The 24,620-nt window shown below is 30.5% G+C and carries 28 protein-coding genes and 1 pseudogene; 14 read left to right on the forward strand and 15 right to left on the reverse strand.

Annotated elements, in window-relative coordinates:
• Nucleotides 1-132: 132 nt before the first annotated feature.
• From ACQY56_RS00720 to ACQY56_RS00740, 5 genes are read left to right on the forward strand one after another with little or no spacing between them, the layout of a single operon-like run.
• The gene (locus tag ACQY56_RS00720) at nucleotides 133-1,125 is read left to right on the forward strand and encodes a hypothetical protein (RefSeq protein WP_428737430.1); all 993 of its coding nucleotides are present in this window, start codon (nucleotides 133-135) and stop codon (nucleotides 1,123-1,125) included.
• A gap of 10 nt (nucleotides 1,126-1,135) precedes the next feature.
• The gene (locus tag ACQY56_RS00725; protein ID WP_428737431.1) at nucleotides 1,136-2,803 is read left to right on the forward strand and encodes a ThiF family adenylyltransferase; all 1,668 of its coding nucleotides are present in this window, start codon (nucleotides 1,136-1,138) and stop codon (nucleotides 2,801-2,803) included.
• Entirely contained in the window at nucleotides 2,803-3,267 is a 465-nt protein-coding gene (locus tag ACQY56_RS00730; RefSeq protein ID WP_428737432.1) for a Mov34/MPN/PAD-1 family protein, read from the forward strand. The genes ACQY56_RS00725 and ACQY56_RS00730 overlap by 1 nt, the downstream gene beginning before the upstream one ends.
• Nucleotides 3,260-4,087 (forward strand): DUF6602 domain-containing protein, encoded by an 828-nt coding sequence (locus ACQY56_RS00735; RefSeq protein WP_428737433.1) that lies wholly within the window; start codon nucleotides 3,260-3,262, stop codon nucleotides 4,085-4,087. The genes ACQY56_RS00730 and ACQY56_RS00735 overlap by 8 nt, the downstream gene beginning before the upstream one ends.
• A 43-nt stretch (nucleotides 4,088-4,130) precedes the next feature.
• Nucleotides 4,131-4,769 (forward strand): hypothetical protein, encoded by a 639-nt coding sequence (locus tag ACQY56_RS00740; RefSeq protein ID WP_428737434.1) that lies wholly within the window; start codon nucleotides 4,131-4,133, stop codon nucleotides 4,767-4,769.
• Nucleotides 4,770-4,998: 229 nt separating this feature from the next.
• Here the strand turns inward: ACQY56_RS00740 and ACQY56_RS00745 are convergent, their stop codons facing one another.
• Both ACQY56_RS00745 and ACQY56_RS00750 read right to left on the reverse strand, forming a co-directional pair.
• Nucleotides 4,999-5,220 carry a tyrosine-type recombinase/integrase gene (locus tag ACQY56_RS00745; protein ID WP_428737435.1) on the reverse strand — a complete coding sequence of 74 codons (222 nt, stop codon included), beginning with the start codon at nucleotides 5,218-5,220 and terminating at the stop codon, nucleotides 4,999-5,001.
• Nucleotides 5,221-6,039: 819 nt separating this feature from the next.
• Nucleotides 6,040-6,222, reverse strand: a pseudogene (locus ACQY56_RS00750) (hypothetical protein); the annotation flags it as partial.
• Nucleotides 6,223-6,434: 212 nt separating this feature from the next.
• On the opposite strand from ACQY56_RS00750, the gene ACQY56_RS00755 reads away from it, so the two are divergent.
• Nucleotides 6,435-7,379, forward strand: a complete 945-nt coding sequence (locus ACQY56_RS00755; RefSeq protein ID WP_428737437.1) for a restriction endonuclease — start codon at nucleotides 6,435-6,437, stop codon at nucleotides 7,377-7,379.
• Here the strand turns inward: ACQY56_RS00755 and ACQY56_RS00760 are convergent.
• Complete coding sequence (locus tag ACQY56_RS00760; RefSeq protein ID WP_428737438.1) at nucleotides 7,376-8,515, reverse strand: tyrosine-type recombinase/integrase; 1,140 nt, start codon at nucleotides 8,513-8,515, stop codon at nucleotides 7,376-7,378. The two genes, ACQY56_RS00755 and ACQY56_RS00760, sit on opposite strands and share 4 nt — an antisense overlap.
• Nucleotides 8,516-8,764: 249 nt before the next feature.
• Between ACQY56_RS00760 and ACQY56_RS00765 the strand changes: the two genes are divergently transcribed.
• Nucleotides 8,765-9,976 (forward strand): hypothetical protein, encoded by a 1,212-nt coding sequence (locus ACQY56_RS00765; RefSeq protein WP_428737439.1) that lies wholly within the window; start codon nucleotides 8,765-8,767, stop codon nucleotides 9,974-9,976.
• A gap of 14 nt (nucleotides 9,977-9,990) precedes the next feature.
• On the opposite strand, the gene ACQY56_RS00770 is transcribed toward ACQY56_RS00765, so the two are convergent.
• The 3 genes from ACQY56_RS00770 to ACQY56_RS00780 form a co-directional block, all read right to left on the reverse strand.
• Nucleotides 9,991-10,995, reverse strand: a complete 1,005-nt coding sequence (locus ACQY56_RS00770) for a DUF2971 domain-containing protein (protein ID WP_428737440.1) — start codon at nucleotides 10,993-10,995, stop codon at nucleotides 9,991-9,993.
• Nucleotides 10,992-12,722: a reverse transcriptase family protein gene (locus tag ACQY56_RS00775; protein WP_428737441.1), complete on the reverse strand. Its 1,731-nt coding sequence runs from the start codon at nucleotides 12,720-12,722 to the stop codon at nucleotides 10,992-10,994. The genes ACQY56_RS00770 and ACQY56_RS00775 overlap by 4 nt, the downstream gene beginning before the upstream one ends.
• A gap of 259 nt (nucleotides 12,723-12,981) precedes the next feature.
• Complete coding sequence (locus tag ACQY56_RS00780) at nucleotides 12,982-13,812, reverse strand: hypothetical protein (protein ID WP_428737442.1); 831 nt, start codon at nucleotides 13,810-13,812, stop codon at nucleotides 12,982-12,984.
• Between the two features lie 188 nt (nucleotides 13,813-14,000).
• Between ACQY56_RS00780 and ACQY56_RS00785 the strand changes: the two genes are divergently transcribed.
• Nucleotides 14,001-14,624, forward strand: coding sequence for a recombinase family protein (locus ACQY56_RS00785; RefSeq protein ID WP_428737443.1), 624 nt, complete (start codon nucleotides 14,001-14,003; stop codon nucleotides 14,622-14,624).
• Here the strand turns inward: ACQY56_RS00785 and ACQY56_RS00790 are convergent.
• The 5 genes from ACQY56_RS00790 to ACQY56_RS00810 form a co-directional block, all read right to left on the reverse strand.
• Nucleotides 14,621-15,484 carry a hypothetical protein gene (locus ACQY56_RS00790; protein ID WP_428737444.1) on the reverse strand — a complete coding sequence of 288 codons (864 nt, stop codon included), beginning with the start codon at nucleotides 15,482-15,484 and terminating at the stop codon, nucleotides 14,621-14,623. The genes ACQY56_RS00785 and ACQY56_RS00790 overlap by 4 nt on opposite strands.
• A 3-nt stretch (nucleotides 15,485-15,487) precedes the next feature.
• A complete protein-coding gene (locus ACQY56_RS00795) occupies nucleotides 15,488-15,859 on the reverse strand; it encodes a hypothetical protein (RefSeq protein WP_428737445.1) in 372 nt (123 codons plus the stop codon).
• A gap of 582 nt (nucleotides 15,860-16,441) precedes the next feature.
• On the reverse strand, nucleotides 16,442-17,218 hold the full coding sequence (locus ACQY56_RS00800) for a hypothetical protein (protein ID WP_428737446.1): 777 nt from the start codon (nucleotides 17,216-17,218) through the stop codon (nucleotides 16,442-16,444).
• A 14-nt stretch (nucleotides 17,219-17,232) separates the two neighbouring features.
• Nucleotides 17,233-17,784, reverse strand: coding sequence for an outer membrane beta-barrel protein (locus ACQY56_RS00805; protein ID WP_428737447.1), 552 nt, complete (start codon nucleotides 17,782-17,784; stop codon nucleotides 17,233-17,235).
• Between the two features lie 2 nt (nucleotides 17,785-17,786).
• Nucleotides 17,787-18,077: a hypothetical protein gene (locus ACQY56_RS00810; protein ID WP_428737448.1), complete on the reverse strand. Its 291-nt coding sequence runs from the start codon at nucleotides 18,075-18,077 to the stop codon at nucleotides 17,787-17,789.
• Nucleotides 18,078-18,197: 120 nt separating this feature from the next.
• On the opposite strand from ACQY56_RS00810, the gene ACQY56_RS00815 reads away from it, so the two are divergent.
• Complete coding sequence (locus ACQY56_RS00815; RefSeq protein ID WP_428737449.1) at nucleotides 18,198-18,434, forward strand: helix-turn-helix domain-containing protein; 237 nt, start codon at nucleotides 18,198-18,200, stop codon at nucleotides 18,432-18,434.
• A gap of 15 nt (nucleotides 18,435-18,449) precedes the next feature.
• Here the strand turns inward: ACQY56_RS00815 and ACQY56_RS00820 are convergent, their stop codons facing one another.
• Both ACQY56_RS00820 and ACQY56_RS00825 read right to left on the reverse strand, forming a co-directional pair.
• Complete coding sequence (locus tag ACQY56_RS00820; protein ID WP_428737450.1) at nucleotides 18,450-18,971, reverse strand: hypothetical protein; 522 nt, start codon at nucleotides 18,969-18,971, stop codon at nucleotides 18,450-18,452.
• 261 nt (nucleotides 18,972-19,232) lie between these two features.
• Nucleotides 19,233-19,448 (reverse strand): hypothetical protein, encoded by a 216-nt coding sequence (locus tag ACQY56_RS00825; protein ID WP_428737451.1) that lies wholly within the window; start codon nucleotides 19,446-19,448, stop codon nucleotides 19,233-19,235.
• Nucleotides 19,449-19,691: 243 nt separating this feature from the next.
• Between ACQY56_RS00825 and ACQY56_RS00830 the strand changes: the two genes are divergently transcribed.
• From ACQY56_RS00830 to ACQY56_RS00840, 3 genes are all read left to right on the forward strand, one after another.
• Nucleotides 19,692-20,162, forward strand: a complete 471-nt coding sequence (locus tag ACQY56_RS00830) for a hypothetical protein (RefSeq protein ID WP_428737452.1) — start codon at nucleotides 19,692-19,694, stop codon at nucleotides 20,160-20,162.
• 93 nt (nucleotides 20,163-20,255) lie between these two features.
• Nucleotides 20,256-20,822: an outer membrane beta-barrel protein gene (locus tag ACQY56_RS00835; RefSeq protein ID WP_428737453.1), complete on the forward strand. Its 567-nt coding sequence runs from the start codon at nucleotides 20,256-20,258 to the stop codon at nucleotides 20,820-20,822.
• Nucleotides 20,823-20,838: 16 nt separating this feature from the next.
• Nucleotides 20,839-21,996 (forward strand): hypothetical protein, encoded by a 1,158-nt coding sequence (locus ACQY56_RS00840; protein WP_428737454.1) that lies wholly within the window; start codon nucleotides 20,839-20,841, stop codon nucleotides 21,994-21,996.
• A 5-nt stretch (nucleotides 21,997-22,001) separates the two neighbouring features.
• On the opposite strand, the gene ACQY56_RS00845 is transcribed toward ACQY56_RS00840, so the two are convergent.
• Nucleotides 22,002-22,460, reverse strand: a complete 459-nt coding sequence (locus tag ACQY56_RS00845; protein ID WP_428737455.1) for an FKBP-type peptidyl-prolyl cis-trans isomerase — start codon at nucleotides 22,458-22,460, stop codon at nucleotides 22,002-22,004.
• A gap of 109 nt (nucleotides 22,461-22,569) precedes the next feature.
• Between ACQY56_RS00845 and ACQY56_RS00850 the strand changes: the two genes are divergently transcribed.
• Both ACQY56_RS00850 and ACQY56_RS00855 read left to right on the forward strand, forming a co-directional pair.
• Nucleotides 22,570-22,806, forward strand: a complete 237-nt coding sequence (locus ACQY56_RS00850; protein ID WP_428737456.1) for a hypothetical protein — start codon at nucleotides 22,570-22,572, stop codon at nucleotides 22,804-22,806.
• Complete coding sequence (locus tag ACQY56_RS00855; RefSeq protein ID WP_428737457.1) at nucleotides 22,793-23,632, forward strand: aldo/keto reductase family protein; 840 nt, start codon at nucleotides 22,793-22,795, stop codon at nucleotides 23,630-23,632. The genes ACQY56_RS00850 and ACQY56_RS00855 overlap by 14 nt, the downstream gene beginning before the upstream one ends.
• Here ACQY56_RS00855 and ACQY56_RS00860 read toward each other — a convergent pair.
• Entirely contained in the window at nucleotides 23,612-24,607 is a 996-nt protein-coding gene (locus ACQY56_RS00860; protein WP_428737458.1) for a hypothetical protein, read from the reverse strand. The two genes, ACQY56_RS00855 and ACQY56_RS00860, sit on opposite strands and share 21 nt — an antisense overlap.
• Between the last annotated feature and the right edge of the window lie 13 nt (nucleotides 24,608-24,620).

Here is a 24,620-nt window from a genome sequence, read left to right on the forward strand (position 1 = left end):
ATACAAGGAAAAATTTTATATAACAGAAAGAAGTATAAAGACATTCACTACTTTTTAAACGAATAGTTTTATAGTTAATAAAAATATAACAATTTGACATATATTTTAATCACTATAAAATAATGATGTATAATGTATAAAATTTTTAAAAGGGAAAACATGGCTTTATCAAAACAAGAACATTTAGATTCATCATTACAAACACATAGAATGTCTCACATTGATGATTTAGTAGAGAAATATAAAGATAAAAGAAAAAATGTAAAAGAAGCTATAGAAAATAAATATGGAGTAAATATATATTCTCCTATGAATTCAGGCTCTTTTGCAAAATATACAGCAATAAACATAAAGTTTGACTTGGATTTATTAGTACCATTCAAAAAAGATTCTTTTGCTACTTTAGAAGAGATGTTTAATGATATTTATGATTTTTTGTATGAAGAATATAAAAATGAAGCAACTATTAGAAAACAAAAAGTTTCAATTGGTTTAGAATTTTATAGTGATTCGGATGGAGATATAATCAATTTAGATATTGTTCCAGGAAGAGAGTTAAATAAAGACCAATACTCTAATGACAATAAATTAAATTTATATGTAAACTCTATGTATGGGCTATTGGAAGAAAAGACCTATTTACAAACAAACATTAAAGCACAAATAGACCATATTACATCTAAAGAAAATGAAAGAAAAATTATACGACTATTAAAAATTTGGAAAAATCATAATAGTGAGCCATATAAATCTTTTTTACTTGAACTATTAGTAATAAAAGCTTTTGAAAAAGAAAGTATTAGTGGAAACCTGTGGGAAAAATTAAAAAAAGTGATGGAGTATATCCAAGATAATGTCACTAAAGATAATTTTACACTTAAAGACCCAGGGAATAGTGGTAATGATGTAATTAATACTTTGACTTCATATGATCGAAGTAATTTATCTAATAAAATGCAAAGAATCATTGACAATATCGAAAATAATGAAGATTATATTAAAAGTTATTTTCCTATTAACAAAGAATTTGAAGAAAAAGAAGATGATGGTTCTCAAAGAGGATATGGATTAAAAACAGCATCATTGTCTGCTTCAGTACCACCAAACAACACAAGATTTGGATAATTAATACTATATGTTAAATACTGAAAATATTGAACAACTAATATCAGCTATTCCTTTTGTTGATAAGGTTTATTCCATCGAAAAAAACGATTCAATTATCATGGGGAAAGTTGGAGTTTTTTTTAATGGTTTAGATAAAATATTGGACTTTAATTTTGAAATATATCCACAATATCCATTAAAACATCATGACTCAGAATCAATAAGATTCTCAAATCAAGAATTCATAGAAATAAATCATGTTATGGAAGATGGCTCAATTTGCATACACAATTCCCATAACCTTAATTTAAAAGAAAAACTTTTGATAGATTTTGACTCCTTAAAACAATGGATTGAAAAATATTACATTAATAAAGAAAGTGATATAAAATATGAGCATATCATCGTTAATGAAAGTTTAATTAACGATGAATATTATTCTTATATTTTTACAGATGTAGATTATAAATTTCAAAAAGGTAATTTTGGGATAGTACAGCTTTCCAGTATTTCTCATACAATTTATAAAAATAAAACTATTCATAACTTTTTAGTAAAACATTTTGAACTCAATAAAGCTCATATCAATTGCAAATGGAGTGACTTTTATCAAAGCATTCAATCAGAAGAAAGAGGTTTATTTTATTTCATTGATGAACATCCTGCAAAATACAATAAATTTATTTTTGAAGATTGGAAAGATTTTGATGGATTAATCTCAAAAGAGTTTTTAAATTTTTTACATAATTTTGAAAATAAAAGATTAAAAAAACATACAGGGACTAAATTACCATTATTTTTTGGCTATAAAACTATAAATGATGAAATTCATTGGCAAGTTGCTTTAATTACAATTGGAGACTTTCCAATTAAAGGAGAAGCTGAAGTTTTACTAGGGGTTAAAACTGGTAGATGGGATACTAAACTTATTAATCAAAATATTCAATGGACTTTAACAAGAGATTCTTCATATAAATATTTTTTTGGTCGAGGAGTTTTGGATAAGTCTATTACACATAAAAAAATACTTATCATAGGTGTTGGAGCTATTGGAAGTATGATAGCCAAAACATTAACTAAAAGTGGTTGTAAATATATAGATATTGTGGATTATGATATCAAAGAGCCTGAAAATGTTTGTCGTTCTGAATATACTTTTCAGTATGGTCTATCTGATAAAGTACTTGAATTACAACAAATTTTAGCTTCTATATCTCCTTTTTTAGAAATTGGTTTGTTAGCAGATGAGTTTTTTGAATCTATTACAAAAATTATTTATCAAAATAGAAATGATAAAACATTTTTAACATCAATTTTAAATGATTATGATATAGTTTTTGATTGCTCAACAGATAATGATTTAATGTCTATTTTAAGTAGTTTAGATTTAACATGTGACTTACTTAATATGTCAATAACAAATCATGCACAAGAATTAGTTTGTGCCTTTTTCCCAAATATTTATCATTTTGTAAGTACCCAATTTGAAAATATTCTTGATAATGATTTAGATGATTTGTATGAACCTACAGGTTGCTGGAATCCGACTTTTAAAGCTTCATATAATGATATTAATATGCTTCTACAATTCTCAATAAAACATATTAATAATCTTTATCGTGATAAGAAACAAAAAAATAATTTTGTTGTTCAAATGAGTAATGACAATTTAAAATTAGAAATAAAAGAGTATTAATGAAGTTTATAAATTCTCATAAAAATGTTAGTTTAATTCTTGAAGATACATTACTAAAAAAACTGACAACAATCGCTTTAAAAAACTATCCGAATGAATGTGGTGGTTTTTTGATTGGTTATTATTCAGAAGATTTTATGACAGCATATATTACTGATTTTGTATTACCAAAACAACAAAAGAGTTCATCTGTCTTATTTGAAAGGAGTATAATGGGAGTTCAAGAAATTTTTCAAAAATTTTTTTCTGAAAAAAAACATTTTTATCTTGGAGAATGGCATACTCATCCAAATGGCTCATCAATATATAGTCACACAGATTTGAAAGCGATGATAGAAATTGCTGATTGTGAAAGTGTGAATATTACAAACCCTATTTTACTGATTTTAGGAGTTGATACTAATAATATAAGTAGTTTGTCTTTTTATCTTTATAACAACAAAGGATTATATAAATATGAATAATATAGATTTGAAACAATTATTTGAGGGTTTACAAAATCAAATGACTTCTCAATTAAACACGAATAGAGAATTCATAACTCACCCTGGTTCAAAAGGAGACTCTTTAGAAAATGCTTGGATAGAATGGTTGCAAAAATATCTACCAAATAGATATAGTGTTGATAAAGCAATTATTATTGACCATGAAGGGAATACAAGTCATCAGATTGATATAGTTATATATGACAATTGGTTTACTCCTTTCATATTTTCTCAAAATGGTTTTCATTATATACCTGCGGAAGGTGTGTATGCAGTATTTGAAGTAAAACCTGATATTCAAGGTTTTGTAGGAGACAAAAGTTATATTGAATATGCAGCAGAAAAAATTGAAAGTGTAAGAGTATTAAAAAGAACTTCTACTCTTATGATAAACTCAGGTAGAACTACACCTGCAAGACCATTGACAAAAATAATAGGTGGTATATTAACAAGCACAAATTCATTTACTCATAAAAATAATGATACGATAATACAACATATAACTGAGCAAGAAGGGCTAAAAAGTATAGATATAGGATGTATTGCTGATTATAGTTTTTTTTATATTGATTATGATGGGAGTGAAGATAATGAAGAGAAAGATTTTGATAAAAGAATAAAAGACTATTATCAAAATAGAACTATCAGCAATATTACATTTAGTGACTCTAGCAATTCTTTAGTTTCTTTCTTTCTCCAATTAACAAATTATTTACAACAAGCTATAGGAACTATTCCTGCGATTGATCTAAATGCATACTCACAAGCAATTGGTTTTAAAATTGACAAGGAGCTATAAGAGAATTTGAATATAAATTATATTCACTCCAAAACTATGAAATATGGAAAAACAAAATCTTAGACCAAATAAAAAAGAAAAAATTGCCTTAACTCTATTTTATAATAGGTTTTATGATTTATACGATGAGCTATCACATCAAGATTTTTTTAAAAATGAACCATCATATAGATTTTATAAAATACGAGAAATTTTTTCAGTATATAAAGAACTCTTAGGGTATGAGCCTATTAAATATCATATTCAACTTATAAAAAATACTAGACCACCACTTGAAGGTGTAATTGTTTCAGAATTATTTGGTTTTGTAAGAAACTTACTTTTACATTTTCCAGTTTTTGATAATTGGGAGGATGTATATATTAGTAAAGATTTAGCTACATGGAATAAAGCTGGAACTATTCATAAATTTTTACTCAAAAGTAGTCAAATTAAAATTGATGACAAGGGAACAATACATTATAGGATTTGGGAAAAAAGTAAAAAACTTATGACAGACATATCTATTAACTTTCCTGAAAAATATGATGATAGTCAAATATTTTTAAAAGATATAATTTCTGAAAAAGAGGGTATTAAACTTTGTATATCTTTTATGAAACAAATTTTAGATACTCAAGTTGTTTCTGATGAAGATGAAGATATTCAAATAATGTCTCAAGTTTATATTCCAAAGATGTAGTAAAAACAAGGATAAATAACAGCTTTAAAGACTATTGACTAATTGAATTTTAATGTTCTTAAGATATTTAGCACTTCTCTTAAGCGGTAGGTCTCGGGTTCGAACCCCGATGAGTCCACCATATAACGGGATAAACTAGCGGAAAATACACTATAAAAAATTAGTGTATTTTCCGTTTTTTAATTTCAAAAAAATTAGCCTCAAGGCGATGGGTCTTAAATATGCGATATTAAGAGAACAAAGCGATATTATCTATCTGACTCTTTAGTTTTCCAATATCAACACTTAAATAAATTTTTGTTGTTTCTGTACTCGCATGACCTAGTATTTTTGAAATGTTGAAAATATCAAAATTGTTTCTTACTAGTTCAGTTGCAAAGGTATGTCTTAGTTGATGCCAAGTGAAATAAAAACTAATAGAAGCTCTTATTTTTCCCATCATTTTTTTCATATCTCTATATTGTAAATATTTTCAATATGCAGTAGGGAATAATGGGCTATCAGGATTATCATTAAACGACCTATTTCTAATCATAATAAATTTACTTATTCTTTTCAACAATTGATGACTCAAAGGTACAATCCTATCTTTGTTTCATTTTCATTTTATGACTTTCAAGTATCAGTTATGAACCTCTAAATCTCTAAGTTTCAAGTTTGTTAATTCGCTTAATCTTAATCCTGTATACAGATATGTATATACGATAGTTTCATTTCTTAGTCAAACATAGGTTTTTAAATTAAAAATAAGGGGTAATTTTTTTATCAATTCTTGAACTTCACTTTTTGTCAAAGTCTTGGGTAGTTGTACATCAACTTTTCTTTTTTGGATTTTATCAAAAGGGTTTTGCTCTAGGTGTCATTCAGTTTTTAGAAATTCACAATAACATCTAAGATATTTTCTATAATTATTATAGTTTGCAGAAGTCCAGTTTCTCTCTAGGAGATAGTGTCCTAAAAACTTTTTAAAGTTTTGTGGTGTATATGTTGATAAATCGTTAGGGTCTACATCTTTTGAAGTAGTTAAAAGCTTGAATGTTGTTATATATATTCTAAGCATATTATCTCAGATTCATTGATTGACTCTTTTTTCAAGTAAAAAGTCATCTATATAGAAGTTTCAAAATTTTTTCATTATTGTTCAATAAAGGGATAAATTAAAATATTTATCCTTGTTTGTAATATAAATGTTAATGAACAATTAAAAGTGTTAGCCACTTTAAAGCTGTCAATAACATTATCTAAAAAGGATTTTAAAAAGCAAATCTTTTTATCTTTTCATCTCAAATTCATCATAAATTTCTCTAGCTCTCTCTTCAAAAGAGAGCCAAGCCAAAAAGTTTTTTAAATCATTACTAGAAGCTAAATTAAGCTCTATACCTTGCTCCAGTAAATCTATTCTCATCTCTTCAATCTCTTCATAATGTTTATCAAAAAAATCATGAGTATCTTTGTACCGAACTAGACTTCAAATCATTCAAGATTGACAACCATATTGTAATAAATCTTCAAAAAATGATTTTGGATTATCATAAGCCAAAGCTTCTTCTATGACAGCTTGACTTATGTTTCATTGATTTTCATTTAGGAGCTTTTTTAGTTTTTGTTTCATAAAGTCATGATTTAAGTAAATAATTTGTAAAATTTAATAACAAGGAGTGTTAAATGCCAGTTTTAGATTTTAAAGAAATTCCTGAAGCCCATATAGCGAGTGGTAAACAAGATACTTTTGAATTATTTGCAAGAGATTTTTTAGAATATGTAGGTTATAAAATTATATCTGAACCTGATAGAGGTGCTGATGGTGGCAAAGATATAATTGTAGAAGAAATACGAATAGGAGTAGGTGGAGAAACGAAAATAAGATGGTTAGTGAGTTGCAAACATCAAGCTCATAGTGGGAAATCGGTTTCTCCTAATATAGAATTGAACATCAGGGATAGAATAGAAACTCATAGCTGTAAAGGCTTTATTGGATTTTATTCAACATTAGCAAGTACAGGTTTATCAACAATTTTAGAGTCAATAGAAGAAGTTCAAGTTTTCGATTGTGAAAAAATAGAAAAAAAACTTTTGAACTCACCAGAGGGGAAAGAATTAGCTAGAAGATATTTTCCAATGTCACTTAAAGAATTTGAACGAGAAAATCCAGAACCTGTAAAACTTTTTATAGACGAGGCTAGTTTAAAATGTATGGTTTGTGGTAAAGAATTATTAACAGCTGATGAGACTAGTAGCATTATAACAAGTTGGCAAAAAACTGATGAAGAAGGAAAATTAGTTGTAAAAGAATTCTTTTGGTCTTGCAAAGGTCATTGTGATGATGTAATTAGTTATAGTTTTAGACAAAAAGACCCTAATTTTGAATACATAGACCAATGGGAAGATATATCAGATGTAATGATACCAACCGTATATTTAAAATGGATTATGAGTACATTAAATCAACAAAAATCGGGTGCAATTTATTCTGATAAAGCCTTTGAAAATATAAAAGAATTTTTGTTGCAGACTTTTCACTATGTAGCGAGACACCTTACTACAAAAGAAGAAAAAAGATTAAATTCATTGTATATGATTCCAACTTATCTTGGAGGTATGGGAGATTAAACTCTCTCAAAAACCTCAATAGTTTTATCATGCCTATCATGGGGAATTAGGTGGCTATATCTCAGGGTCATATCAAGTTTTTTATGTCCTAGTTGCTCTTTTATCTCTAAAATATTCATCCCTGAGATAGCCAACCAAGAAGCATGAGTATGTCTGAGACTATGTATCGTGATTCTATGCTTACCAGCATTTTTATTGTTTGCTATTAGTTTATCCACAATATCTTGCCATTGAGATGGCATTTGTATAATCTGCTTATTGTTTCTTGATGGGATGATAAGCTCGGAAGTTTTGTTTTTTGCAAGTTCATTTAAAACCTCTATCACTTTAGGGGTCATTTTTATTGTTCTAGCATTACCATTTTTAGTGGCTTTAAAGTATATGAGTTTTTCATCAAAATTTATATCGTTCCAAGTTAAACTAGCAACTTCACTAAATCTAGCACCTGTAAATAAAAGAAGAATTGTTAGCCTATGCACTAGCGGTTCTTTTCTTTTTGAAAGTATTTCAAGTAATTGTTTTGCTTGTTGCTTTGAGAGATAGCCAACTTTTTCATTATCAATTTTTGGCATTTTTACTCTACCATTTGCAATAGGGTTCACATACTCTTTTACAAGTTCATTATTTATAGCATAATTGATGGTATGTCTAGCTATTCCCAGTATCAAAACAACCGTTCTTTCTTTGTAGCCCTCTCTTAGTTTTTTTTGTTTCAGCTCTTCAAAATCTTGAGGCTTTAAACTTTTCACACTTCGATGACCTAAAGCATCTTTGAGATGTTTATTATACATAGCTTCATCATTATTTTTCCAAGAGCTTTTATTATTTTTAGCCCACTTAATATATTGCTCGTAAATATCTTGTAGTGTAATCTCTTTTTTGCCTTTTTTATGTCTTATAGGTACTTCTTCTCCGAGTCTAATAGAGTTGAGGATTTCATATCTTTTTTGTTTACAAAAAGCTATTCTGATACCTGCACTATACTTGCCAATTGTAAGCAATTTATCTTTATTATCTTCTCTAAATCGGATGAGAAATATTTTATCTACAACTTTGCTATTTTCGTCTATAATTTCTTTATAGAAAACTCCATTTTCACTTGTGGGAATCTTTTTACTGAGGGTTTTAAGCTTCATTTTTAGTCCTTATTTAGTCCGTGCTATATTCATAAATTTAGTTTTATTTGCTCTTGTTTGATAAGAGTAGTATAGCTAGTAAAACACATAAACAAGGTGCTTGTGGGAGATTTGATGAGAACTTAAGAAATATGCTTAAATAAGCAAATTTAGCCTGTTAATCACTTGGCCACTGGTTCGAATCCAGTATCCGGAGCCACTTTTTTAGACACCCCACAAACTCCCATAAATACGACGTTAGAAAACATTTTGGATTCACGAAACCAAAACTATGATACTAATTCGAGAAACTGTGATACTCCCCTAAGACTTTACAAAGTCGGACATACTTTTTACTATCGTCGCAGAATTAAACAAAAACTATGTAGAATTTCACTTAGAACTAAAAATATCAAAACTGCATTAAAGCGTAGAAAGGTATTAGATTTAATTGGAGAAGAGATGTTTCAGTTAGAGACTAAAGACATTAAACTTGTTTTTGAATACGACACGGAAGAGGAATTACGAACCGCATTAGAACAAGTCAAACAGCTACAAATCGAAACTACTATAGCAAAATACAAAGCAACTAAAGAGCATATTGAAACTGCTGAAAACAGAGAGTTAAAAACTTTTGAAAATTTACGTGATTTATACATTTTAAAATTAGAGCGTGACGGCAACTGTGAACCAAGTGAATATCTACCGACTTTTAAAAAGCTAATAGCATTTTTTCAAGAGAAAGATATCTATACACTAACTGTTAAAGATATGGAAGATTTTAAACTTCATCTGAAAAATGGACTCACAAAAGCAACGGTCAATAAACACTTAATCTATTTAAAAAGAGCCTTGAATTATGTTGATATCAATGTAGTTGATAAAGTAGCCCTATTTAGTAAAAGACAAGTAGAAGCTGAACGTGAGAAATTTGATAACTATACGGATGCTGAAATAAGAACAATCCTTGATTATGACTATAAAGAAGAAAACGCCAAAAAAGCTATCAAAATAGCCCTTTATACTGGTATGCGACAAGGGGAGATACGAAAAATTGAGCCACAGGATATCAAACAAGACCCAACAACAAACATTTACTATATTGACATTCCAAAAGCAAAAAGTGAAGCGGGAGAGCGTCAAGTTCCTATACACCCTGATATACTAGATTTAGTGTTAAATACAGAGTTCCCACTTTCGGATGACATTGAGAATAAAAATCAGTTTAGCAAATTTATTAGAAGTAGACTTTATCAAGCTGTAAATGTTCGAGGAAAAACCTTTCACACGTTAAGAGCAAATACCATGAGTAAACTAATTGATTGTACACAGGATAGTGCTAACCCTTATGCTTTAAATATCATTCAAGAGATTGTAGGACATGCTCACGGAGATAAAGTAAAATTAACGGTTACAACCTATAAGGGTGGCTTTAGTATAGAGCAAAAATATAATATACTTTGCAATTTGAGGTTTGAGTAGTACAGTTTCTTAGCTTAGCTGGTAGGCACTTTTTTATTAGTATTAAAAAAGTGTTGCTTAGCGTCTTGGAGTGTTGTTGCTTCTAAAAGAAACTTATTTGTGTCGGATTTCATTTTGTAAAGAGGGATTTTTTTTCTTTCACATATCTGTACGAGTTTTTCTTGATTGGATTCGCTTATTCTTGTACCTAAAAATACTGCTTTAGGTTTTCCCATATAATAAGATTGTTCTTGTGCTAAAGTTCCACTAGAAAATATTAACCTCCACTCTTTTTCATAAGTCCAATCTTTTGCTTTGACTAAACCAGCTTTTATGAGATGTAAACTATTAAAATTCTCACTTTTAGCGTCTTGCATAAAATGTTCTGTAGCGTCAAACATAGAATCAGAATAAATAACAGGATATAAAAAACGTCTTCTGTAATCAGAATATGGGATATTTTCTATATCATATTCAATGCAAAATCCCTTATGATAATCTGCATAATGTGCCCACATTAATAAAGAATCATTTATCTCTGAAAATGAACAAAGTTTAAAACTACTTGAAAATGAGATAGAACTTGTCTTTATAAAATCTTCACTCATTTTCTTTTGAATTTCTAAAAAAACTAATTCTATCCCTTCTTTTTTTTCAGCCTCTTCATCTTTGAGTAAATAATCAAATAATGCTTTTAAGGGTTCATGACTTTGCAATATTTCATTTTGCTTGATTTTACTTAATGATAAGTTGTTGTGTTCACTATCTAAAAAGTTTTTTATATATTCATGGTCTCTTGATTTTGCTATAAATTCATAATCAAATGTATGTGCACAATCATATGGATCATTAAAACTTTTTGGGTCTGCTAACCATATTGTATCTTCTTCTAAATTTTGAAGAGAATATTGATTAACTGCACGATATTTAAATATAGACTTGGGCAGGTGTCCATGCTTGAGCATATAAGCACCCTCAATATTTAACTCCTTAACATTTACAGGAAACAGCATATTTGTAAATTCTTCAATCCAAGTCATTTTAAATCTTCTATTATTGCTTGATTTATTTCTCTACAATTTAGCTTTTGTTGTTCTTGTCTTGCGTAGTATTTTTTGTTATTTAGGTCAATGACAAGTCTGATTTTTTCTAAGACTTCGTGCAACCTATTCTCTTCTTTTAGCGTTTGTCCATTTTTTAAACTAGCTATATTATTTGTCAAATCTTTTTTAATACAATCCCTAAAAATTCCTAAAATGTAGTCGGGGATTGATAATAAAATTTCCTGCTTTGTTGCCGAAGAAAGTTTAAATTTTGGTATACTCTGAATATTTTCAAGGTTATTACGTAACTTTTCTTGTGAGATTTTTGAATTTTCTTCAAAAAAGATAATATTTTGATAGTTTCTATATCGTCTTAATACGTTATACATAAGAAGATTAAACACTTTATAATAAGCTTCTTGATATTCCTGTTTGTTAAGATTTACTTTCCCGATATCCATGTAGATGATAAACGCCTCAAAAGGTAATTCACGTAATTTTGCTATATATTTTTCTTTAGCATATATGTTATCTTCTGCATAATGAAAAAGCTTAGACTTTTGTAAATCACTTAGACCATTTCTGAAATCTTTTATCATTTCATCTTTTAACTGATTTAGTTCTTTAGTATTGTTACGTTTTAATTCGTCGTGTAAAATCGATACAACAGAAAGGGCTAGGTATCGTTTTTTATTTTCAACAATAATATCAGTCTCATCTATATAATGAGAAACATTAGCCGAAAATTTTAAAGGTGCTTCCTTAAAGAGATTGCTAAGCTTATAATTGTTTTGTTCTAATATTGTCAAAAACTGATTCTTATATTTTTGCCCTAATTCTTTTTCAATTCCCAGAATATAAACAATATTTCCATAGAGTTTTCGTAGTTTTTTATCAACATCTATACCTATAAAATGGTCTTTTGGAAATTTATTCAAATAATATAATTTTTGTCTAACTCTCTTTTTTAAATGTCGAGGTACTCTAGGAGCTTGACTATTAGAAATACTAAGTCCAGTAACATATTGAGACTGCCCAAACTTAGTTAATAATGTTTTTTTATGATTGAGTTCAAAACCGTATCTATTTAGAATTTCTTCAAGTTCTTGTATGCTTGGAAATGAGTTTATATCAGAAGAAAAAGTAATATCGTCACTATATCTTGTACAAATAACTGAATACTTTTGAGATAAAGTAATCAATTCTTTATCAAGGTCATAACAGTACAAATTAGCTAACATAGGGCTTGTGTTAAAGCCTTCTTTTAAAATGTCGTTATATGTACATAGGTTTGAAAAAAGTTCTGCCCCCTCGTCTTCAAAACCTAACTTTTTAAAAATTGGTATTAGGTCATTTTTGTTAATAGAATGAAAAAAGTTTTTAATATCAATTTTAAAAATGTATTTTTTATTTAAATGCTCTTTGGCATTTGATAAAATATTTTTTCCTTTTACAAATCCGTGAACATTATCATGTATAAAAGCTTGTCTGTCTTCTTGAACTTTATTTTCAAAAATTTCTAGTAGCTCTTTATAAAAATTGTTATATGGTGGACGAATATCGACAACTTCTCTATATTCATTAACTCTTTTTTTGTTTTTTTTTGCAATTTTATTTCTTACTATATAGTGTTGAGGCATTAACAACATTTGTGTGGCTAGTACACTTAATTCATTTAATTGTGCATCTTCTGGTAATGATTTTGCATATTGCCGTGTATACATACATAATAAAAATTCTATTGGTATATTAAAATTTAAAGATATAACTTCTAATGAATTGAAATGATTAAGATGGTTATGCATATAGTAAAGTAAGGCAATATGAGTAAATAGGTAAAATATAATTACTTAGTATCGAATACGACTCGTACTCCAAGATATTCCCCATATTGCTATCCTCATTATAGTTGAAAGTCACTTAATTATAACATTTTAAAATATAAATCAAAGACAATTAATCAAATTTACAAGAGCTATCGAGTTAAGTAAATCCAAAAGCACTTTTCAAGAGTACAAAGAACAAATGGAAGTCTGCAGTCTTTATCTCTTTATTACTATATAGGATTTTTTTTCGCATTTTATGAATTTGGAGTGCAATTTTTAGGAAATAGGCTACTTCAAGGACGGGCTTATTGTGCCAAGTGATTGAGATTTTTTTGTTCTTACTTTTTATAACGCTCATGTATTGAGCATTATAAAAAAAGTCAGCCTTAGAAAAGCCTATCTTATATTTAAAGTACAAATGTTTGTAAACATCGCGTGTAAGTGTGTTGTGTGAATGAGAGATGAATTGCATATTTCGATTGTTTCCTACACGTAGCTTCTTTCTTGCATTATCAAGTTCTAAAAGTTCCTTATCTGAAAGTTTTTTGCTGTACTCTTTGAGAATGTAAGCGAAGTATTTAATATGAGTTTTGCTTTTGTCTGTCAATGTAAACGCACAGTGCTCTTCATATAGGTTAAAGTGTTGTAGAGTTTTTGTGTACGCTCTTTTGATTTTTACTACATCTTCAAGGTCATAAAAAAGTTGTACGTGTAAGTGAGGATTGTTCTTAGTCTCTCCAAGCTCAACTACTGCAAATTTATCTATATCTATTCTCAAATTAGTGAGCAATTTTGCGAAATATTTCTTAATAAGTTGTATCTCTGAAAGTTTATCGTAAGCGGTTGCTTGTGGACTTGTAAAAGTGATAAGTGCTTTTTCTCTGTTCTTGTTTTTATCGCATAAAAATAGGTAATTCGCCCATATCTTTTTGTTTTTGTTTCTAATGCTTTTAGCTTCAAACTTTTCCCAATTTGCTAGTTGTTGCAATCCATAAACCTTAACTTAAATTAAATTTAAGCTGATTGTAGTTTTTTTAGGGAGAAAAATCCTGGAGACTAATTTAGACGACCGATAAAGTTCGTACTAGACGTGTTAATAAGGGGTTATTGTAAATCAGGATTTAATGTTTCAATTTAGCTAAAATCAATACATAAAATTAAAACAGGGAGAAAATCATGCAAAATATCAAACATTTTGGCTACTGTAGAGTAAGCACTCAATCGCAAGAAGTATCTAAACAAAAACATGCACTATTAGAGTATGCACATGCAAATAAATTCCAATTTGAGGAAATTTATGAAGTTGTCTCTTCAACAAGAAAAAGTAAAAAAGAAAGAGAGATTGACGCTTTAATTGATAAACTCAATTTTGGGGATTATCTTTATATCTCAAAGCTTGATAGGCTAGGAAGAAATACAAAAGAGGTTTTGGAAATCATTGAGAGTTTAAAACAAAAATCTATTACGCTCAACATCTTACGAGATAAGATTATTATAGACCCGAAGGGAACTGACCCTATCACAACAATGTATCTAACACTTTTAAGTGCATTCGCTCAAATGGAACGAGATTTTATCAGCGATAGGACAAAGGCAGGGTTAGAGAGAGCAAGAGCGGAGGGGAAACTTACGGGCAAGAAAAAGGGTTCTATTAGCAATAACACAATATTTGAACCACACAAGCAAAAAATTTATGAACTTTTAGAGCTTGGACTAAGTTATCAAAAAATTATCGAGCATATCGGCGTTGGCTCTAAATCTGCGCTCTACAGTTATGTACAACTTCGTAAAAATCTCTAAGCCCTGCTTAGGTAGTAGTTTGTCATTTCGGAGCGTGAATGATTGAGTTCTTGTGAAACTTCTTTTAAAACTTGTGCATAAGGTGTATGTGCTTCAATCTTTTCATGAAAGATTTTTTGAGCGTATGAATACCTAAAATCGTGAGGGGTATGACTATTCTCTGTAGCAGTTGATAAATCATGTCTATAAGTATTTTCGTGGGGGATATTTTGAGCAAGACTGATTTTTGCTATAAGTTCGTGAGATATACTTTTAGGCTCATAAATATGATTTCCTTTCCCTACAATTCCAATGGCACTATTACCATGAATGTAGTTTTCAGGGTTTTTAACAAGCTCTATAGCTTCGGATACTCTAAGACCTAAGTTATATTGGACTTCTGCAATAACTCCACTTTCATAACGATTACTATATAATTTGTTAATTACATGACCCACATTTGCTATAGCTCTGTTCATCTGAATTTCACTTTTTGGCTCTGTGGTTTTCGCTTCTAAAACTTTGTTATCAAAGTAGTTTTTATCTATCCCTATAGATATGTTATTTTCTTTAAGTCCTTGTATCATTGACGACCAACCGCGTAGGTAATCAACTTTACTTTTTAGAGCTAAATGTGCAACTCTTTCACTCAAAAATTTATCCATGTTGTGAGAGGTCATAGTTTGATTGAGCTTGTCTGTAAAATTGTTTTTTTCTGCAAAATTTTTATAGTCATTCAAGTACATTTCCCGTTTTTCAGCAAGAGCATTGCTGTGTGTACTATGGTCACGAGATCCTAGACGTGAAACGCCGAACGCTTCTAATCTATGAAAAGCATTTCTAACTTGTTTAGCGTAAGAGCCACCTTTTAAGTTTGCCATGACTCAATCCCTTTGAATTTTATTTGTAGCGATAAAACGGTCAAGTACAGATTTAGAGATATTGACCTTGTGGTTTAACTTGAGATGATTTGATATTTTTGTAGTGCCTAAGCCGTTTTTGTAAAGTTCTACAATTTCATTCATGTATTTTATGAGTACAAGATTTTTAGTTCTATATTTGACTTTATTAGCTTCTATAGCCCACTTTTCGCTTCGTATCTCTTCCAGTATGAATAAGCCATTTATGAGCGAATTTTTCGTAACTTTTTCTTTACTTAAGATATAACTTTTATATCGTTTCATAAAGCTATCTAGCTCATGAACTTCAAGCCCCAGTAATTCTGCATATGTTTTTAATTTATTATCTGCGAACATTTTTTACACTCCTATTTTTTTAATGTAACAAGCTACCTAAATAGATAGAAGCACTTAAAAAACAGTGTGCAAAGATTTACTTATTTTCGCCCCACTAGCTTAAGTTTGTACTTGGCTCAACGGGATGCTTAGACTTGCGATTTTTTAAAGATAATCGTCGAAAACTTGTAAGGCTGTGAAAACAGATTTTTGGGATAGCCAACCAGTGCATACACTACAAAAAAGGATAGTAAATATTTAGAGGTGTAGTTTATATGGAAGTTGTCAATTTCGGGCGGAAAAGTTGCTAAGTAAGAGGAAAAATTATTTAAAATTTATTGACATAATGGCAACCAAAAAAAAGTTTAACATGCTGTTATATCAATGAATGAAAAAAAATAGTGCATCTTCAATATTTTTTTATGAAGCTGTAAAAATATGAGAATGCTACATTTAGGAGCATTTCAACACTCTTGTTAAAAGTTCATATTTTTGGGAAAGAGAGAATGTATTTGATTGATCTTTACGTGAATATTGCAGTTTTACATCTTCGTCGGTCTCTCTACAATTTCATTGAAATAGAGAGACCGACTTCGGACAAAGTTAATGTGAGTAATACACTTTTTTCTTTTGAAAAAATGTTTTATCAACTCCATCCATAGTGTATGAGATGGCAACGCCAACCTTTAGGAAGTCATCTTTACTATATACACCTTTAAAGAGACTTGCTATTTGGCTCATATCTTCTATCATATAGCTATATTTTTTTCTTGCTTGTGGTGGTATTATATCTCCATTCATTGCTTTAGTCATGATATCACTTCCATAGTAAAGACTATAAGATTTTAGTGCTATAGAGCTATTTGTTTTATTATCTATATTGACTTGAGTTTGAGGAAAAACAGTTACTGCGAGAGTGTCATCTTCAATTTGAAATGCTTTTTGATAACCCGTATTTGTATCTTCTAAATAGTTTTTTGTAATAGCATCCACGTTAATAGTATTTGTTTTTGCACTCCAGTTAATTATACCTGTTGTAGCAATGTTAGATGGGCTTTTTGGTCGATACATTCTTGAACTCATCTGATATTTAATACTGCTAAGATTTACACAGTCATATTGTCCATATGTTAGTTTATTGTCTTTAATAAGCTGTTGTTTCATCTTGTCTGTTAGGATGTCAACTCTATCTCCTGCAACAATCGTTTTAAACTCTTTTATAGCGTTTTTATACTCCGTACATAGTGCAGCTTTTTCTTTATTTGTGGCTTCTATTCTTGCTTTTTCTTCAGCGTCTTTTTTTGCTTGAATACCAAAACATCCATTTAACCCTATAGCAATTGTTGAAATCATTGCTATTTGTATTAACATTTTTTTCATTTTTTCTCCTATATTTACCAAGTATAACCGACACCAAAAAGTGCTTTGCTATAATCAAAGCTATTGCCTTTGTCGGGTGTCATATCTATTTTTGAATATGTAGCTGTAATTATCCAGCTACTATCAAAAACATACTCAACACCACCGCCAAAACCTATACCACTTGCAAAGTTATTTTCTTGTTCCAGTGTGTCTTGATTACGTGAATTATAAAGTAAATATGACATATCACACAAACCATATAATCCAAATCCTTTAGCAAGTTCTCCAAACGAATAGCCTATACGAAATTGTCCGTTTAGTTCTCCCATTGTTTTATTGGAAATAGTCTTATCGGGATTTTCTGTGTAACCTAATCCAAATTGTGCACCCCACATAATCTCATTGTTATAGTAGTAGTTTCCACCAAACTCTAACGTGTATAAATGAGAGCTTTCATTTTCAAAAGTTGCCTGTCCTATTGAAAGTTTTACATTGCCAACTTTTTTATCAGGTGTTAGAATACCAGCTTGTACAATAGATGAAAATATCAAAATATTTACAAAGCTAGAAATATATTTATTCAATATTACCAACCTCTATTGCGTTGGTTTGCTTGTTGTTGTAAATACGCTTGTTGACGTTTAATAGTATCTGTACAACCTTGCATCCAATAAGGCTTTAAAGCTGTACCTATCTTTTTTTCTACGGCTATGAATTGTGTTTTACACTCACTCTCGGGATTGTCTGAACGGGTAATTTGGTGTATCCAGTATTGAGCACTTTGAATGCCATAAGAATATGCCATCTCTTGAGAACTTGAAGCGAATATGTTTGTAGATAGTAATGTGAATATTGCTAGAAATAGTGTTTTTTTCATTTATGAATCCTAAAATCATTAATAGTCCTATAGAGCCTAGCTCTATAAACGATTGTGAAAGAATTCTACTAAAGCTAATCTTACATAAACATAAAAGAACTTTGTTCTATAGGGCTAGAAATGAAAAAATTAGATATGGATAAGATACATAAAAAGATTGGCGAAAATGTGGCTCATTATCGTAAAGAAGCAGGAATGAGTCAGTTAGATTTATCATTAAAACTTGGGCATAAAAGTGTATCTATAGTAGCAAGTGCAGAAAGATTTTATCAAGGGAAACACTTTAATATAAATCATCTTTTCCAAATTGCAGATATTCTAAATATAGAGGTAGAAAAGCTAATAAATCAAGTTTAACTTTTTATATCAATATTAATTGTTATAAGATTCAATTAAATCATCCAACCTTTGATAACTCAATCTATATCTATCCATTGCAAGTAAATAAATTATAATAACTGTTATGATTATACATGCTTGAATAAATGGGCTAAAAATCAATAGTAAGATACTACAAAAAAACAAAGCATATAGTGTTATTTTCCACAACTTATCTGAAATTTTATGTATAGTTTTTTGATTTTTTCGGAAATAAGATAGTTTTCCATCTTTATATATTGTAATCTCTGGAAATTTTTTCATATATTGAATAACACGAAAACATCGATTATCTTTAGATAATTTAATAATCTCATCTGCGTCTAATATTATTTTATAAACTTTATAAAACTCCTCTTGGATAACACAGATGTTAGGTGTTTCTTTGTTTATTTCACTACGCAAATTTTCTAATTGTGCAGTTTTTGTATCACTAAAGTAACGAAATACTCCAGTAAATATAAATTTCATTATTTCTAAAACAATTTCAAGTGATTTAGTGAAGTTATCTGACATATTCGGCTCTTCTAAAGTTAGTTTGCAAGGCTATGAACAATTTTAATTAGTTTTTACATAAAAAGTAATAAAATATCTAAATCTTAACTATGATACCTCAAGGAAAAATTATGATACTAAATTCCGAAGCCAAAAATATCGAAGCCCTAATTTACGGTGTTTTAAAGGATTTTTTCTCGAATCCAGTATCCGGAGCCACTTTTTAACCCCTAAAAGCTTTGCACTTTTGTCAACACTTTAAATTGAATTGGCAAGTAAATTTCATTCAAGTGGAAACTTAACTATACCACGACTTAATAATTCATCATGTAGCTTATTGTAAGCATAAATATAGTCATCATATTTCATGTTTTTACTATCTATAGACTGCATATCATTAGATAATTTTTCCTCATATTTAATTAGATTATAATCTGAAAACGACTCTAAGTCATTTAATTTGATTATATCTAATAACTGTGTGTTTAAATTTAACATAGGTTAATCCTTTTGAATCAACCAAGCTTGGCTCTATATTTCTAATTAGAAAAATATTATATTCCAATCATACATGAAAATCATTGATCTAGATCAAGTATACAAAAGGTTTTTCCTCGTTACTATCGTCCTCGATGGAGATACATATATCTATCTTGTATTTTTTCTCATAAAATAATTCTTCAGTTTATCTTCATCGTAATCATTTATACTTTTGGCAAATCTAAATCCAAAAGGATTCATATGCGTAAAATAGCACTTTTATTTTTCTCACTCTCAACATTACTTCTTGCATCAACACTTGAGCTCTCTACACCACTAAGCTCTTTACAAGGGTTTGAGTATGAAACACAACATGAAAAAGAGATCACTATACCAGATGATGTAAAAACTATCATTATCTCTTATGAAAAAGATAGCTCTGCAATGATAAATAAATTTTTAGATTCTAAGGAAAAAGATTTTTTAGAAAAAAACCATGCAGTTTTTATAGCAGATATTTCAAAAATGCCTAGTCTTATTACAAGCTTATTTGCTCTGCCAAAAATGCAAAAATACAAACATACTATCTATTTGCATTATTCAGATGAGTTTGCAAAGTTTATACCAGCTGTGGAAGAAAAAGTGACAATTCTCAAGATACAAAACTCTAAAGTTTCAAACATCTCTTATATCACTACAGTTAAAGAACTACAAGAGGCTCTTCAAGAATGAGCTTCTACTTTTAATAAAAAGTAACTACATTCAACTTATTTTCAGTGCTTTTTCCCTATATTACAGAGTAACTTTATTCAAAAAAGGGAAATAATGAAAAAAACTCTGTTATTATGTTTACTTGCCATAGGAAGCACTAATACCATGGCTGATGTATATATTGGTGTAGATTATGGGGCAACTTCTAATACAACAGAAATTATAGGTGGTACAAACGATGTTGATGAAACAAATAAATATAAAGATATCTCAGTAAAACTAGGGATCGGAGAAGATGGGGACTGGAAAGGACAGATTAGAGTTTCTAGTCTATCTTATGATAAAACAATTTTTGATAGTTCCCATAAAAAATTAATAGAAGTGAGCTTTGATGGTATCAAAGAGTTTGAAATTCAAAGCGTACAAAATTTATATCCATTTATAAAATTTGGTTTTGGTATTGGTTCTATGTCTATAGATGGATATTCAGAATCATCTATAACAAGTGCTTCTTTCAATCTAGGTGTTGGTATTTCATACAACGTTATAGATCATATAAATCTTATCGGTGGTGTAGACTATATCGGAAGATCATGGCAAGATGTACAAATCAGTACCTATACACTCTCTACATTTGATAGTGGTGCGAAACCTTACATCGGTGTAAATTACACATTTTAATTTATAAAATCAAAATATGAAAACTCTAAATACTTTTATATTTATATTCAGCACAATCTATCTTTTAGGGTGTAACGGAGGTGATACACAATCATCTCAATCCCAAGAAGAAACACTCAACCCACAAAATCTTCAAGAGGCAACTCTTCACTATGCTGTTGCAGAAGATTTTAAACAAGCATCAGATATCGATAACATCTGGCAAAATGATACTGTCATGACATATGAGTTTTTACCTTCTAGCGGGGTATTTGGGGATGGGGTTTTTAAAGCGACACCTACATCTCAAACTGACCAAGCAAATACAGGTTGGAATATCCCCAATATCTCACAAGCAGATAATTCACGTGATGTACTTTTTGTATCGGCTATGTACTACTTTTCTTCTAGTTGGATACCTGCCATTGGAGCTGGAGTAAAAAATATTGATTTTTCACTCTATGATACTAACCATGTCAACGATGCTCATAACCCTACAAGAATTGTATCTCTGATATCAGCAGGAGGGGATTGGCCCCGCTTTGACAATAAACAAGGGGTACGTGTTACACTTAATCGTGGTGGAGCTGGATGGAATTTTTGTGGTAGTTCAGCAGATACAAATGCAACAGACACTAAAACAGATGCAGGACTTTTCTTAGAAGATGTTGCTGATATGTGGTTTTGGATGGCTTATTATATTGATTTTGAAAATAATAGCGTTGCAGTCTATGTAAAAACTGCTTCAAATGGACCATATCCTGAAGTTACTAGAGTTTTGTATCGAAGGAACAATAGCGTACTTGTTGGTGCTGATCTACAAGATCATGCTTGGGTCAAAGGAGAAATCATCACAGGTCAAACCTCTGGTGCTACTGCTAGAGTTGAGGATTATGGTTATGATGGACTTATAGTCACCCCTATTTCAGGTGATTTTGTTGATCAGTATGATGTTGATTATAATGGAGCTCTACAAGAGCACATTGTAGGTTCACAAAGTGGTGCTTGGAATGGGCTTGTTAGCGCATCAAATTGGAATTGGGATCGCACAGAGGGTGGTTTAAATGAAGGGGCTGCACGCAATATATTAGGTTACTGGAAAGTTGATGCTTCGACTGCAAAAAATGCCCAAATGTATCATATGCTTGACCAAGTTCAAGTTGGAAATGGTTGGATTGATCCACCTGAGTGGTAATAGTTTTAATGCTCGTGCTGCATACTCAGTATCTCTTGTACACCTCCATCGTTTAGATGTTCTAGCTCTAAAACCTCACCAGACACTCTGAGTGGGATTCCTGCTAGTTCATGATTTGCATTTAAAATTGCGTATCCATCCTCTATACTCTCAACAACAAAAACGACCTCTTCATCATCACCTTCTAATTCCATCCCAACAACTAAGTCATCTGGCAAATCTTCAAGTGATTCTCTTACTTCTAGTGTAGCATCATACTTACCAAAAGCCTCTGATGCAGTGAGTAAAAGGTCAAAACTATCTCCAACTTTTTTTCCATCCAGTTCAGCTTCTAATTTCTTAAATATCTGTTCATACCCACCATGAAGGTACATCACCTCATCACTTTCATCTAAGATATTTCCACTTTGATCTTCCAGCTTTAAAGAGATAGATACGAGTGTATTTTTTGTAATATTTTGCATAGTTTCTTCTTTGGTTTAAATCTATAGCGTATAGTATCATCTATGTGCTGATAATTTCAAATGGAACACAGATTGTATAAGCATAAAAAATATAATCAAGGAAATAATTATGGAATTACATCATGTAATCGTAGAAAAACTTTGCAGTTGTGCAAAACAAGAAGGTATGGAGAAAATAGTTTCTTTTGAATCAAAAGAGGAAGCACAGAGTGCTGCTAATGAAAAACTAGCACATATGCAAAATAACTTTTGTGGCAAACATGAGTTTGACGTAACAGAAGTCAATGACCACTATGTCATCGGTATGCTTGGAGGGTGTGACTGCGGTTCACATGAAAAACATTAATCCTATAAATATGCCTAAAATCCTTTATGGAACAGCATGGAAAAAAGAAAAAACGACAGAGTTAGTAGCAAAAGCCCTGCGTACTGGTTTTAGAGGGATAGATACTGCTTGTCAACCTCGCCATTATAATGAAGCAGGTGTTGGAGAGGCATTAAAAATTTTAGCAGCTGAGGGCTTACAAAGAGAAGAGTTGTTTATACAAACAAAGTTTACTCCCATTGCTGGACAAGACCCAGAAAACATCCCTTACAATCCAAACGCTCCACTTGATGAACAGGTCTTTCAATCTTTTGAGCGTTCACAGTTAAACCTTCATACTAGTTATGTGAATTCGTATGTTTTACACTCTCCCCTTTTTCCTTTTTCACATCTTTTACAAGTGTGGCGTGCGATGGAGGCTATCGCTTTAACAGGAAATGCACAGAGGTTAGGGATAAGTAACTGCTACGATCTAAGTACTTTAAAACGCCTTTTTGAAGAAGCAGAAGTAAAGCCGAACGTTTTACAAAACCGCTTTTATAGTGATACTGGTTATGATGTAGAACTTCGCAAATTTTGTGATGAGAATAACATCCAGTACCAAAGTTTTTGGTCTCTCACTGCCAACCCTCACATCTTAAACTCAAAAGCAGTTATAGATGCAGCTTTTAGCCATAAAGTCGATACTCCACAAATATTTTACGCTTATCTTTTAGCAAAAAATATCGTCCCGCTCGATGGCACAACTTCACAAATACATATGCAAGATGATCTCAAAGTCCTGCAACTCTCCTTAAGCAAACAAGAAATTTTTTCCATCGATCAACTATTTCATACATCTATCTAAATCAGCCATCTTTTGAACTTTTTTAACACACGGGATAGTTTGATTGAGATAAACATCCATATCACTTAGTATGTTCTGTTTTGTTTGTTCATCCCACCCTTGTGAGAGATCATCCATCTCTTCATCATCATCTGAATCAGGCATTTTATCCATACAACGCTGTGCTGCTTGTGCATTTTGCGCCTTTGATAAACAGTTCCTCGCATCTCTTATAACACTCTCTTGTGAGAGCATTTGTTGTTTCAGTGTCCCTAGCATATCGCCATTTTGAAAACCTTGCAGTGCTTTTTGTGCATCTTGCATATCTTTTTTGCTTTGCGAATCCATTTTGGAACGTTGGTTTTTATTGATAACATTGCCCATCTCATCAGTTACAGGAAAATTAGGAAGTTCAAACTCGCTTGCAGATACACGAGTATTGAACTTAACAGATGTAGCGACTTCCGAATGCAAAACACCCATCATGTTTGACTCAGTTTTTAGAGGTACACCTTTATAAAAATAGAGTTTACTTCCCATCGCTTCCCAAATTTCACAGGTGTATCCAAGTACTTTGCCTGTTCCAATTTGTTCTCCACCCATCTGTTTTAACATGGCTTTTCCTTGAGCAACCATATCGCCACCCATCATACCAGCCATACTCTCCATACGATTGGTAGTTTTCTTATTATAATTCACACTATAAACAATACCATCTTTCATATAAACTGCAGTGTTTGTATTACTCGTTTGTGTAGTGCCGTTATGTGTGGTTTTTTGCGTGGTTTTTTCCTTTGTAACGCTTTGCATACCATAATTGTCAAAAGTTATACTCTTTTCTCCGCTAGTTTGTGTTTGTACTCCCATCATAGAGCTAGAACCTGTGATTTTATAAGTAACGTTTGCACTTTTTACATCATAGAGCTTTGTGCCTTGCGCATTTAAAGTAGTGTAACCTAAAACGCCGATTATCACCGATATCAATATTTTTTTCATCATAATTCCTTTT

The organism is Sulfurimonas sp., from assembly GCF_050296975.1.
Taxonomy (GTDB): Bacteria; Campylobacterota; Campylobacteria; order Campylobacterales; family Sulfurimonadaceae; genus Sulfurimonas.